This window comes from Corynebacterium sp. HMSC061H03, from assembly GCF_001838215.1.
Classification (GTDB): Bacteria; Actinomycetota; Actinomycetes; order Mycobacteriales; family Mycobacteriaceae; genus Corynebacterium; species Corynebacterium jeikeium_D.
Genome location: NZ_KV836066.1, coordinates 121118 through 133720, shown reverse-complemented (window position 1 = coordinate 133720; position 12603 = coordinate 121118). Strand labels below are relative to the sequence as shown.

The window sequence follows — 12603 nt, the reverse complement described above, 5'->3', positions numbered from 1 at the left end:
GGGGTAGTCCTTTCGAAGTCGACATGCCAAACGCTTGCGATGTTCAATGAGTTGAACCTTACTACGTATTGATACCAGTATTCAATTTCAGATGTCACAATAGGCTGTCACGAAAAGGGGAGAGTGCACCTAAGGGGCCGCGACCAAAGGTACTGAAAATTCCTTCAGTAATATCATCTGCATGGATTGGTTGATGGGTACCTTCCCGTGGCTGGTGGAGGACTTAACGTGGTGGCAAGTACTATTTTTCGCACTCGACTACACGATTAAGTTCATCGCGATTGGATGGGTGCCGGAAAACCGAAGCCCATCGGCTTCGACGGCGTGGCTGCTGCTGATTCTGCTGATTCCATTTATCGGCCTACCTCTGTTCCTCTTCCTGGGCTCGCAGCAGATTACGGGCCGTCGGCATGAGGTACAGGCACTGGCACAGGAGCTCATTGCGGAACGTACCGAGCATCTGCCCGACGTACCGGACGATGCCGAGATAGAAGATGACGTTGTCAACGTATTCAAGCTCTCGCGCCAGCTCACGGGAATGCCGGCAATTGCCAGCGCGGAAAAGGGACTTTTCACCGAATTCGACGCCTCCATTGACCGCATGATTGAGACCATCGATGCGGCCCAGAAATCAATCCACGTGCAGTCCTACATCTTTGCACTGGATTCCAGCACGGAGCCTTTCATACAGGCTCTTGAACGCGCGCACGACAGGGGACTAGAGGTCAAGGTACTGGTCGATCCAATTGGTTCGTGGAAGTACCCCGGCTACTACAAGCTGAAAAAGCGCCTGGACCAGGCTAAAATCTCCTGGCACCCGATGCTGCCCGTGAGCTTGCTGAAGCTCACCTGGCGCCGCCTGGATCTGCGTAATCACCGCAAGCTCGTAGTTGTTGACGGCGACATTGTATTCATGGGCTCGCAGAATTTGATTGAGCCCGAATATCAGAAGAAAAAGAACCATAAGATCGGCCGCCGATGGGTGGACACCTGGATTGAACTCGAGGGCGATATTGCGCTGGCCTTCGACGCAATTTTCGCGGTTGATTGGACCAGCGAGCTATACAAGACCCCAGACGCCACCAGGGACTATTCACTCCACAACACCGAAGTCAACGACAACTACAACGTTGTCCAGGTGCTGCCGTCGGGTCCGGGCTTCAGCACGGAGCCGAACCTGCGCGTCTTCAATAACATGATCTACCAGGCACACGAGCGGATTATCGCCGTCAGCCCGTACTTCGTCCCCGACGAATCCATGCTCATGGCGCTGACCTCTGCCGCATATGGAGGCATCGACGTCCAGCTCTACGTCAACGAAGAGTCCGATCAGTTCATGGTCGGCCACGCGCAGCAGTCCTACTACCAGGCACTGCTAACCGCTGGCGTGAAGATCTACCGCTATCCGGCGCCTGCGGTCCTGCACTCCAAGTTCATGGTTATCGACGACCGCATGGCCATGTTCGGCTCCTCCAATCTGGATATGCGCTCGTTCGGCCTCAACTACGAGATCACGCTTCTTTCCGCCGCCGGTTCCATCGTGGACAAACTGATCACGCTTGCCGACGAGTACCGCGACAAATCTTTCCTGCTCACCCAGGAGGAATGGAATGACCGGCCCCTTCGCCAGCGCTACCTGGACTCTGTTTTCCGCTTGACCTCGGCGCTGCAATAGGGCAGTCCCATTGGTCCGACAGACAAAGCAAAAATCCCGAGAGCTGCACTAATTGCAGTTTCTCGGGATTTATCTTGTGTCCGGAGGGGGACTTGAACCCCCACGCCCGTTAATAGGGCACTAGCACCTCAAGCTAGCGCGTCTGCCATTCCGCCACCCGGACCGGGTAGGAAGCACTTCCGTGCTGACCTGTGATACTGTATCCCGACTACATAATGAAACACAAATTGGCAGGTCAGAGGGGCATTAGCGCGCCAAACCTGGGTGTAATTACATCAGCGGTGTTAGCCCCGCATCCGCCTTGGATTCGCACTGAGAATCAGGCCCTGCAGATAGGGAGTCTGGTGAAGTCCCTGCAGCGCGCTCATAAAGTAGGCAAACTGGTAGTTATGACTACGAATTCCAACGACACCGCAAACGACACAGCAAACAACACTGCAAATGCTCCGGTTTTCCCGGGACCAGATCCGTACGCACCGCTGAAGGATTTGCCAACCTTCGAGCTGTCCTCGCCAGATATCAAGGACGGCGAGAAGATTGCGGATGAATTCCGCGCTCCGTCGAATGTTTCCCCACAACTGGATTGGGCAAATCTGCCGGAGGGCACTAAGTCCATTGCCGTGACCTGCTTCGATCCGGATGCTCCGACCGCTTCGGGCTTCTGGCACTGGGCTGTCTTCAACATTCCAGCGACCGAAAAGGGTCTGCCACAGGGAGCTGGCTCCGAAGACGGCTCTAAGCTGCCAGAAGGCGCTATCCAGCTTGTCGGCGACTCGGGCATGCGTGGTCACTACGGAGCTAACCCACCGGCGCAGCATGCCCCACACCGTTACATGTATGCGGTGCACGCGGTCGACGTGGAGAAGCTTGAAGTTCCGGAAGATGCGACGCCGACCGTGCTTGGCTTCAATCTGTACTTCCACTCGATTGCGCGTGCCATCATCACGCCGTGGTGGGAGAACGTCGGGGAGTAGGGATACGACGCCCACACGGGCAACTACCGACCGGGCGCGCTACTCATATAGAAAACCCGGGGCCAGCGCCTTCATGGCAGCTGGCCCCGGGGTCACGTGTTTATTGGGTTAGGAAGCCTCAACGGCTTTCAGCAATTAACCACGCCACGGCAGACCACAGCCGACTGCCTCCGAAATGGAGTAGAATCCCTGAGCTCGAATCTGGCGGGCCAACCCTTGGTGAATGTCACGAATCCAGTCTGGACCGCCATAGATCAACGGTGTGTAGCCCTGCAACAGGGAAGCGCCGTTGGCAATCCGCTCCCACGCCTGCTCAGCAGTTTCAATGCCGCCGACGCTGATGAGAACTAGTTTGTCTCCGACGCGCTCGTGCAGCAGCTTCAGCACCTCTAGTGACCGAGCTGCCACAGGAGCACCCGAGACTCCACCGGCCCCCATCTCCGCGACCTCATCCGCGGGCGTACGCAGGCCCTCGCGAGAAATGGTGGTGTTGGTAGCCACAATGCCTGCCAGCCCAAGGTCAACCGCCAAGTCAGCAACTGCGATGACATCATCGTCGGTGAGATCAGGAGCAATCTTGACCAGCACCGGCGAGTCGGTCTCCTCAGTCACCGCTGCCAGAATCGGGCGCAGTGACTCCACTGCCTGAAGGTCGCGCAGACCCGGCGTGTTCGGTGAGGAGACGTTAACAACAACGTAGTCCGCCAAGCCGCCGAGCTGGCTAGCCGATTCTCGATAGTCATCGACGGCCTCTTCCAGCGGAGTCACCTTGGTCTTACCAATGTTGATACCGATGACGTCGTCACTGCGACGCGCCCGCAAGTTCTCCGCTACAGCAGCGGCGCCGGGGTTGTTGAAACCCATGCGGTTCAAAATGGCGCGGTCTTCCTTCAGACGGAACAGACGCGGGCGATCGTTGCCCGGCTGCGGCTTGGCAGTCACGGTTCCCAGTTCCGCGTAGCCAAAACCAATTGGCCCCCAGCAATCCGGGGCAATAGCAGCCTTGTCGAAGCCCGCGGCGAGCCCCAGCGGACGCGGGAAGTCCACACCGAACACGGTTTGACGCAGCACAGCATCGTCAACAACGAGTAGCTTGCTCACCGCCCGCTGTAGACTCTCCGACTTCTGCAGCCCCTTCAGGGTCTTCGAGATGGCCTCGTGAATCTGCTCCGGTGGAACCTGGAACATTGCCTTTAGCGCGAGTTGATAGGACTTGGCGCGAAGTTTCGAAGGCATCTACTTAGTCTCTCCCTCGGAGTCGTCTGCTCCCTTGGTGTCACCTGCACCGGTCGGTAGTTTATCGGCTGGTTCCCGAACCGACATCTCCTCACGGATCTTTTCTGCATACTGCTTGAAATCAGCAATTGCCTTATCGACGTCCGCGGAGTCAAAAATCTGGGCCCCGTCACCGGTAGCCGAGAAGACACCAATCTGGCCATCCTCGGTGGCGACAACCGACTGTGGGTCTGCAACCGTGTTGATGTCCGCGACCTTGACTGGGGTACCCGAGCTGATGTCGTAGCCAGTCAGCTTGTTCACCTTCGTCGAAGTCACCCAGACAATTCCGCGCGATTCATCGACCGCTACCGCCCACGGAGCCTCCGGGGCCGGAGCTGCCTGGTGGAGGCGAATGACGTCAGTGGCAGTGTAAATAAGCAGCTGGTTGCCCTTGGTGTCTGCGGCAGCAATGACATGATCACCGGAAGCTACCTTGCCGACGCCGATACCCGCACGCAGCGCAGAGCCAGCGCGGGACTCATCGAGCTTGAGCTCATGCACCGAAGTCTCCGGACGGTTGACCTCTAACAGCTTGACGTCCGCGTCATTGTCCGCTTTGGGAATCTCAACGAGCTGCGACCCGTTATTGGCAGCCTTGAAATCACTGGCCAACTCGCCATCAGCGCCGAACACATCGACGACATTGCTATCCGCATGGGCACCGATGATGCGGCCGCCTTCCAGGCCAACTGCGGCGGAGTAGTTGGTGCCACGGCCGACAACGGCCGTTTCCGTAGCCTGGTCAGTAATGACGTGGATGCCATCTTCACACGGCAGCAGAGCGTTAGGGCCGCCCGGCGCGAGCTCACCACACTTCGCGTCCAGCTTCATTGATCGCTCAATTGGGTTATTCAGCGGACCGGCAAAGATCTTGTCCCCGGCCTTCAGGACAACTCGGTCGCCGACAAGCACGGCATCAGTAACGCCCTCATCAATCTTCTTGGCCTTCCCGATAGCAGTATCGGGAGCAGCGGGTGAAGCGGCCGGCACTGGCGTGGCGTTGCCCATTCCGGCATCGATGTCTCCTTCCACATCGGAGGAGCATCCTGCCAGGACCACTGCGCTAGCGGAAAGCCCCGCTAGAAGGGAGGTTATGACACGTCGACGACTGTTTTCACTCACGCTATAGAAACTACCACCCCGGCCTGATTACTTTGTGGACGCCTCCAGCCGTGGGAAGTTCTCGCATTCGTTGCGCCTTATAAGCCTTTATAAGAATGCGGTTACTGATTACAGCGTGACGTCGTCAAGCGCGTTGCAAATCTGCGGTGGCAGCGTGAGTTGTTCGGCGGTGAGGTTTTCGCGTAGCTGAGCGCGGTCTCGAGCGCCAACGAGAATCGAGGTGACGCCCGGCCGATCGCGTGCCCAGGAAATCGCTGCGACGGCAGCACTGACGCCGAGCCCCTTGGCTGCGGTGGTCAGCGCGCCTGCAACCGTGACGCCGCGTGTGTCGAGATAGTCCTGTACCTCTGCGTCGGCGTGTTCGGAAGCAGCGCGGGAGTCTTCGGGAATGATGTGCTGGTATTTGGCGGTCAAAACACCTTGGGCCAGTGGGGCGCCACCGATAAAGCCGAGCCCCAAATGCTCACAGGCGGGCAGCAGTTCTGCCTCAGGGCTTCGCTGGAGCAGCGAGTACTCATGCTGTGCGAACACCGGAGCGATTCGATCCGCGGCGGCATGCGTCACCGCTGCCTGCCAACCGCTGTATCCACGCACTCCGGCGTAACGTACTTTCCCCGTGCGCACAGCCCATTCCAGGGTATCGGCGACCTCTTCCGGTGGGGTCAGCCCATCCCAGTAGCCGGGCGACCACAGGTCAATGTGTTCGACGCCGAGGCGTCCGAGCGTTTCGTCGAGGTCCTTTTGCAGTGTCTTACGCGAGCAGTCCACGCGCCTGCCGACGGGCCGCTCGGGGTGTATGCCAGATGCGACCGAGAGCACCAATTCGTCGGCAACACCGCGCTTTGCGATGACTGCACCCAGCATGTCGGCAACAGTGTCGCCGCCGTGGAGTGGGGAAGCGTCGACAAGGTTGCCTCCGGCGTCGAGGAAGTCCGTCAGGATGCGTCCGGCTTCGTCTTGCCTGGTACCCGCACCCCAGGTGGCCGTACCCAGCCCCAAGGCGGAGACGCGTAAACCGCTGTTGCCCAGAATTCGTTGTTGCACGATTTTTACTTTAGGACACCCGTGTGCGGTCGCGGGAAAAGTTCCGCGGGAGAGGTCTCGCTATCGCCGCACCGAAACCTCGCTATAGCCACAACACAAACCGGACGAGTAGCCTATACACCCGTGACTATCATGACGACACTAAGCGCCTCAGCGGATACCGCTGCCGATACCGCCGGCACCGGTATGACCTGGGCGCAGACAATCATCCTGTCCGTAGTGCAAGGTCTGACGGAATTTCTCCCGGTGAGTTCCTCGGGGCACCTTCGGATTGTCTCGGAGCTGCTGTGGGGCCAGGACGCCGGCGCATCCTTCACCGCTGTGGTACAGCTTGGCACCGAATTGGCTGTGTTGGTGTTCTTCGCCAAGGACATCTGGCAGATCCTCACTGGCTGGTTTGCCGGTCTGTTCAATAAGGAAGCCCGCGGTTTCAACTACCGCATGGGCTGGATGGTGATTGTCGGTACGCTGCCGATTGCCATCATCGGCGTGCTGGGGAAGGACCTCATCCGCGATAACCTGCGCAATCTCTGGATTACAGCCGCTGTGTTGGTGCTTTTCTCCTTTGTCTTTATCGCCGCAGAGAAGTTCGGCCGTCGTGAGCGCAATTATGAAGAGCTGACCATGCGAGATGCCATCGTCATGGGTTTCGCACAGTGTCTGGCGCTCATTCCGGGTGTGTCGCGCTCGGGCGGTACGGTGTCTGCCGGCCTGTTCTTGCACTTGGACCGAGAGGTTGCAACGCGCTTTTCCTTCCTGCTGGCTATCCCCGCTGTTTTCGCTGCTGGAATTTTTTCGCTTCCAGACGCGTTTGACCCTGCGGCGGGACAGGCCGCTAGTGGTGCGCAATTGGCCATCGGTACGCTGATTGCCTTCGTCGTCGGCTATGCGTCTATCGCATGGCTGCTGAAGTTTGTGTCGAACCACTCCTTCGCTTGGTTCGCCGCGTACCGCATCCCGGTCGGTTTGATTGTTATGGTGTTGCTCGGCTTCGGCACGATCAACGCTGTTTAGTGAGGTAGTGAGTATTTAATGCATTCGTGGCCCCAACCACAGGTTCCCAGTCTCGGCGATGCGCGTTTCGATGTGTTCAACCGCGCCAGCAATACAGGTAAGGCGCGTTCGCTTGACGACGAAAGCTCAACATCGGTACCCCTACGCCTCTACGACACCGCGGATCAGAAGGTCTCCCAGGTGGAAGCGGGACCGGAGGCGACCATGTACGTGTGTGGCATCACACCCTATGACGCCACGCACCTGGGGCACGCAGCAACCTACCTCACCTTTGACCTGATTTACCGTCAGCTGCTGGACAATGGACACTCGGTGCATTACGTGCAGAACATCACCGATGTCGATGACCCGTTGTTCGAACGTGCGGAGCGCGATGGGGTGGACTGGCGCGAGCTGGGCACCTCGCAGATTGATTTGTTCCGCTCGGATATGGAAAACCTGTCGGTGATTCCACCGCGCGACTATATCGGCGCCATTGAGTCCGTGGGCGAGGTCGTGGAAATGGTCGAGAAGCTGCTGGAGAATGGCTCGGCCTACCAGCTCACCGATGACGAGTACCCGGATGTGTACTTCCGCAAGAGTGCCACTGAGAACTTTGGTTACGAGTCCAATTACTCGGCAGAGCAGATGGCGGAGTTCTTTGCGGAGCGCGGTGGCGACCCGGATCGCCCGGGCAAGGAGGACCCACTGGACGCGCTGGTGTGGCGTGCCGCTCGCCCCGGGGAGCCAAGCTGGGAGGCTCCTTTTGGTGCGGGCCGGCCGGGTTGGCACATTGAGTGCTCGGCGATTGCCACCAACCGCCTGGGTAAGAGCTTCGACATTCAGGGCGGTGGCTCGGATCTCGCGTTCCCGCACCACGAGTTCTCGGCGGCTCACGCTGAAGCCGCTACTGGCTGTGCACGTATGGCGCGCCATTATGTTCACGCTGGCATGATTGCGCTCGATGGCGTGAAGATGTCCAAGTCGCTGGGCAACCTGGTGTTTGTCTCCAAGCTGGTGGCCGCCGGCGTCGACCCGAGTGCTATTCGCATTGGCGTGTTCGCCAGCCATTACCGCTCTGATCGCGATTGGTCGGACGAGGTGCTGGAGGCGGCCAAGGCACGTCACGAGGCCTGGCGTGCGGCTTGCGCAGCTACAAAGACTGCCACCGATGAGAAGGCTGTGAGCGCAGCAGCGGCACTGGTTGCCGATGTGCGCGCAAGCCTGGCCAATGACCTGGATACGCCGGCTGCTCTGGCCGCTATCGATGCCTGGGCTGCGGAGTGGTCCTCGGATACCAGCAACAAGGCAGATGCTGGCACAGTAACCGGCGCAGCGGGTGCCGGAGAATTCGTTGCCGCCGCGCTGGACGCGCTGCTTGGCGTTAAAATTTGAGCATGAGCAACTCAGATCTGTCTGCTGTCGAAGTAACGCAAGAGAACATCGATAAGCTAGTTGCCGATTTGCGCATGTTTGCCACCGGCAGCTACCTGCAGCCCGAGGAACGCGAGTTCTGGGAGCCACTTTTTGACGAATCGGTAGCCGACCAGGTCGGGGAAGCCCTCCGTGAGGTCGCCGCTGGTATTGATCAGGCGGCGGAACTGGCCGTCGATAAGCGAGAAGAAGCCGCAACGCAGGCGGTAGAGAACTGCCTACAGCGCGTGGCTGCGATTGAGCATGAGCACGGTGGTTCGATTTTTGATGAGGAGCTCGACGAGATTCTCGCGATTATCAATTCCGCAACGAAGGCTGTCGGTTTGGACCTGCCTGCGGTGAAGGCGGAAAGCTACTTTGAGATCGAATAACCAGCCCGATTAACGGCGCGGTTATGAAAGTAGACTAAGGTGTCTATTCATGACTGATCGCCACTCTTCCGAGTTCCTCACCGCACTGCACAGCCGTGTACTCATTGGCGATGGCGCCATGGGTACCCAGCTGCAGTCTTTTGACCTCGACGTTGACGCGGACTTCCTCGGATACGAGGGCTGTAATGAGATTCTCAATGACACTCGTCCCGACATCATCGAGACGATTCACCGGCGTTATTTCGAGGCCGGCGCCGACCTGGTGGAAACCAATACCTTCGGCTGCAACTTCCCGAACCTCGCGGATTACGACATTGAAGACCGTATCCAGGAGCTAGCGCACAAGGGCACCGCAATCGCCCGCAAGGTCGCTGACGAAATGGGGCCGGGGCGCGAGGGTATGCGACGCTTTGTCCTCGGTTCGCTGGGCCCGGGCACGAAGCTGCCGTCTTTGGGGCACGCTCCGTACGCTCAGCTTCGCGACGCTTACACGGAGGCCGGACTCGGCATGATTTCCGGTGGCGCGGATGCGTTTTTGATTGAGACCTGTCAAGACTTGCTGCAGGTCAAGGCAGCAGTCAATGGCATCAAGGCCGCCATGCGACAGGCTGAGAAGAAGATTCCGATTGTCGTCCACGTGACTGTCGAGACCACAGGCACCATGCTGATGGGCTCGGAGATTGGTGCAGCCCTGGCAGCGCTGCAGCCGCTGGGGATCGACATGATTGGTCTGAACTGTGCAACGGGTCCGGACGAGATGAGCGAGCACCTGCGCTACCTGTCCAACTTCGCCTCCATTCCGGTATCGGTGATGCCGAATGCGGGCCTGCCAGTGCTGGGTAAGAACGGTGCGACCTACCCGCTGACCGCACCAGAGCTAGCCACAGCGCTGCGCGGCTTTGTTGAAGAGTTTGGCCTGGCGATGGTCGGTGGCTGCTGTGGTACCACACCGGAGCATGTTTCCGCTGTGCGCGATGCTATTACCGGTGCAGGCGCCTACGCCGAGCAGGGCCCTGCTGTTCAGGCAGCACGCCCATCGACGGATCCGAATGCAAAGCCAATCGATGAGGTCGCTTCTCTGTACTCGGCAACCCCGCTGACGCAGACAACCGGCATCACCATGATTGGTGAGCGCACCAACGCCAACGGTTCCAAGGCTTTCCGCGAGGCCATGCTGGCCGGCGACTGGGAGAAGTGCCTAAACACCGCCCGCGGTCAAGTCACCGATGGCGCACACATGATCGACCTGTGTGTGGACTACGTGGGGCGCGACGGTCGCAATGACATGGCAACCCTGGCATCGCAGATCGCCACCTCGGTGACGTTGCCGGTCATGCTGGACTCCACGGAACCGGAAGTTTTGAAGACTGGCCTGGAGCACCTCGGTGGTCGCTGCGCGGTCAACTCTGTGAACTTTGAAGACGGCGATGGCCCAGACTCGCGCTACCAGCGCATTATGCGCCAGGTTGTTGAGCACGGTGCTGCCGTGGTCGCTTTGACTATCGACGAAGAAGGTCAGGCGCGTACGAAGGACAAGAAGATTGAGATTGCCGAGCGCCTCATCGCCGATATCACCGGCACGTGGGGACTGCGCGAGCAGGACATTATTGTCGACTGTTTGACTTTCCCGATTTCCACTGGCCAGGAGGAAACTCGCCGCGACGGCATCGAAACCATCGAAGCCATCCGCGAACTTAAGCGTCGCCACCCGAACGTGCACACCACGCTCGGCCTATCCAACATCTCCTTCGGTCTGAACCCGGCGGCTCGCCAGGTACTCAACTCGGTGTTCCTCAACGAGTGCATCGAGGCCGGCCTGGACTCCGCCATTGCCCACAGCTCCAAGATCTTGCCGATGAACAAGATCGACGACAAACAGCGCGAAGTCGCTCTCGATATGGTGTACGACCGCCGTCGTGAAGCGGGACACCCCGACGGGGAGTACGACCCACTGCAGGTATTCATGGAGCTCTTTGAAGGAGTCTCCGCCGCTGACGCGAAGGACGCCCGGGCCGAAAAGCTTGCCGCCATGCCGCTGTTCGACCGCCTGGCGCAGCGCATCATCGACGGTGAGCGCACGGGTATCGAGGCTGACCTCGATGAGGGCATGAAGGAAAAGGAACCGCTGGCGATTGTCAACGAGGACCTGCTGCGTGGCATGCAGACCGTTGGTGACCTGTTCGGTTCCGGCCAGATGCAGCTGCCATTCGTGCTGCAGTCGGCCGAGACGATGAAGGCCGCGGTGGGCTACCTCGAGGGCTTTATGGATGCCGAGGATGCCACGGGCTCCAAGGGCTCGATTGTGCTGGCCACGGTGAAGGGCGATGTCCACGACATCGGCAAGAACCTGGTGGAGATTATTCTCTCCAACAACGGCTACACCGTGCATAACCTGGGCATTAAGCAGCCAATCGCTACGATTCTGTCCGCCGCCAAGGAACTGGATGTCGACGCCATCGGCATGTCCGGCCTGCTGGTGAAGTCCACTGTGGTGATGAAGGACAACCTGCTGGAGATCAACTCCGCCGGCGATGCCACCCGCTTCCCAGTACTGCTCGGCGGCGCCGCGCTGACGCGTAGCTACGTGGAAGACGACCTGTCCGAGCTCTACCACGGCGATGTCTACTACGGCAGGGATGCCTTCGAAGGACTGCGCATCATGGACGAGCTGATGGCAGCTAAGAAGGGCCTCGGCCCAGACGAGAATTCGCCAGAGGCCATTGCTGCCCGCGAGAAGAAGGAAGCTCGCCGCGCCCGCCGTGAGCGCTCCAAGCGCATCGCCGCGCAGCGCGCCGCCAAGGCTGCTGCTGAAGCCCCCGAGGTGCCGGAGCGTTCCGACGTCGCCGCAGATGTCCCCGTTGCGACACCGCCGTTCTGGGGAACCCGCATTGTCAAGGGCCTGCCCCTCGACGACTACCTGACCACCCTCGACGAACGCGCTCTGTTCATGGGGCAGTGGGGACTGCGCGGCACCCGCGGCGACGAGGGGCCGAGTTACGAGGAACTGGTCGAATCCGATGGTCGCCCACGCCTGCGCGCATGGCTGCAGCGCCTGCGCGCCGAGAACATCCTCCAGCATGCGGCTGTCGTCTATGGCTACTTCCCAGCAGTTTCTGAGGGCGATACCGTCCACGTACTGCCGCTACCTGCGGAAGGGGAGCAGCCCGACCCCGCGGCAGAGCCAGTGGTGTCCTGGACCTTCCCGCGCCAGCAGCGTGGTCGCTTCCTATGCATTGCTGACTTCATTCGCTCGCGCGAAGATGCCATCGCCGCAGGACAGACCGACGTCATGCCGTTCCAGCTGGTGACCATGGGACAGCCCATCGCTGACTTCGCCAACGATATTTACGCCAAGAACGAATACCGCGACTACCTGGAGGTTCACGGTATCGGCGTGCAGCTCACCGAGGCGCTGGCCGAGTACTGGCACCAGCGCATTCGCTCCGAGCTCGCGTTCTCCGACGGCACAAGTGTTGGCGCGGAAGACTCCGACGATACCCAGGACTTCTTTGACCTGAAGTACCGCGGCGCTCGTTACTCCTTCGGCTATGGTTCCTGTCCGGATCTGACCTTCCGTCAGGGCATGATTGACCTGCTGCAGCCGGAGCGCATCGGCGTGGAGCTCTCTGAGGAGCTCCAGCTGCACCCAGAGCAGTCCACCGATGCGTTCGTGCTCTACCACCCGGAAGCGAAGTACTTTAACGTGTAGCTT

General features: G+C 59.6%; 9 protein-coding genes and 1 tRNA gene. 6 read left to right on the top strand and 4 right to left on the bottom strand.

Annotated elements, in window-relative coordinates; all coding sequences use genetic code 11:
- Window positions 1-181 precede the first annotated feature (181 nt).
- Window positions 182-1675 carry a cardiolipin synthase gene (cls, locus tag HMPREF2787_RS05285; protein WP_065419942.1) on the top strand — a complete coding sequence of 498 codons (1494 nt, stop codon included), beginning with the start codon at window positions 182-184 and terminating at the stop codon, window positions 1673-1675.
- Window positions 1676-1752: 77 nt separating this feature from the next.
- Here the strand turns inward: cls and HMPREF2787_RS05280 are convergent.
- Window positions 1753-1838: transfer RNA gene (locus tag HMPREF2787_RS05280), tRNA-Leu, on the bottom strand.
- A 226-nt stretch (window positions 1839-2064) separates the two neighbouring features.
- Here HMPREF2787_RS05280 and HMPREF2787_RS05275 point away from each other — a divergent pair.
- A complete protein-coding gene (locus tag HMPREF2787_RS05275) occupies window positions 2065-2649 on the top strand; it encodes a YbhB/YbcL family Raf kinase inhibitor-like protein (RefSeq protein WP_070858591.1) in 585 nt (194 codons plus the stop codon).
- Between the two features lie 135 nt (window positions 2650-2784).
- Here the strand turns inward: HMPREF2787_RS05275 and HMPREF2787_RS05270 are convergent, their stop codons facing one another.
- From HMPREF2787_RS05270 to HMPREF2787_RS05260, 3 genes are all read right to left on the bottom strand, one after another.
- Window positions 2785-3885, bottom strand: coding sequence for a quinone-dependent dihydroorotate dehydrogenase (locus tag HMPREF2787_RS05270; RefSeq protein ID WP_070858590.1), 1101 nt, complete (start codon window positions 3883-3885; stop codon window positions 2785-2787).
- On the bottom strand, window positions 3886-5049 hold the full coding sequence (locus tag HMPREF2787_RS05265) for a hypothetical protein (protein ID WP_210401194.1): 1164 nt from the start codon (window positions 5047-5049) through the stop codon (window positions 3886-3888). It abuts the gene before it with no gap.
- A gap of 108 nt (window positions 5050-5157) precedes the next feature.
- Window positions 5158-6093, bottom strand: coding sequence for an aldo/keto reductase (locus tag HMPREF2787_RS05260; protein WP_070643496.1), 936 nt, complete (start codon window positions 6091-6093; stop codon window positions 5158-5160).
- Between the two features lie 132 nt (window positions 6094-6225).
- On the opposite strand from HMPREF2787_RS05260, the gene HMPREF2787_RS05255 reads away from it, so the two are divergent.
- From HMPREF2787_RS05255 to metH, 4 genes are read left to right on the top strand one after another with little or no spacing between them, the layout of a single operon-like run.
- Window positions 6226-7107, top strand: coding sequence for an undecaprenyl-diphosphate phosphatase (locus HMPREF2787_RS05255; RefSeq protein WP_040361409.1), 882 nt, complete (start codon window positions 6226-6228; stop codon window positions 7105-7107).
- An 18-nt stretch (window positions 7108-7125) separates the two neighbouring features.
- The gene (gene mshC / locus HMPREF2787_RS05250; protein WP_070858588.1) at window positions 7126-8481 is read left to right on the top strand and encodes a cysteine--1-D-myo-inosityl 2-amino-2-deoxy-alpha-D-glucopyranoside ligase; all 1356 of its coding nucleotides are present in this window, start codon (window positions 7126-7128) and stop codon (window positions 8479-8481) included.
- A gap of 2 nt (window positions 8482-8483) precedes the next feature.
- Window positions 8484-8891 carry a hypothetical protein gene (locus HMPREF2787_RS05245; RefSeq protein WP_070858587.1) on the top strand — a complete coding sequence of 136 codons (408 nt, stop codon included), beginning with the start codon at window positions 8484-8486 and terminating at the stop codon, window positions 8889-8891.
- Between the two features lie 49 nt (window positions 8892-8940).
- Window positions 8941-12600 carry a methionine synthase gene (gene metH, locus HMPREF2787_RS05240; RefSeq protein WP_070858586.1) on the top strand — a complete coding sequence of 1220 codons (3660 nt, stop codon included), beginning with the start codon at window positions 8941-8943 and terminating at the stop codon, window positions 12598-12600.
- Window positions 12601-12603: the final 3 nt, after the last annotated feature.

Bases quoted from the DNA above. Each gene is read 5' to 3' on its own strand.
- cls (WP_065419942.1), top strand. From the start codon at position 182: ATGGATTGGTTGATGGGTACCTTCCCGTGGCTGGTGGAGGACTTAACG.
- HMPREF2787_RS05275 (WP_070858591.1), top strand. From the start codon at position 2,065: ATGACTACGAATTCCAACGACACCGCAAACGACACAGCAAACAACACT.
- HMPREF2787_RS05270 (WP_070858590.1), bottom strand. From the start codon at position 3,885: ATGCCTTCGAAACTTCGCGCCAAGTCCTATCAACTCGCGCTAAAGGCA.
- HMPREF2787_RS05255 (WP_040361409.1), top strand. From the start codon at position 6,226: ATGACGACACTAAGCGCCTCAGCGGATACCGCTGCCGATACCGCCGGC.
- mshC (WP_070858588.1), top strand. From the start codon at position 7,126: ATGCATTCGTGGCCCCAACCACAGGTTCCCAGTCTCGGCGATGCGCGT.
- HMPREF2787_RS05245 (WP_070858587.1), top strand. From the start codon at position 8,484: ATGAGCAACTCAGATCTGTCTGCTGTCGAAGTAACGCAAGAGAACATC.
- metH (WP_070858586.1), top strand. From the start codon at position 8,941: ATGACTGATCGCCACTCTTCCGAGTTCCTCACCGCACTGCACAGCCGT.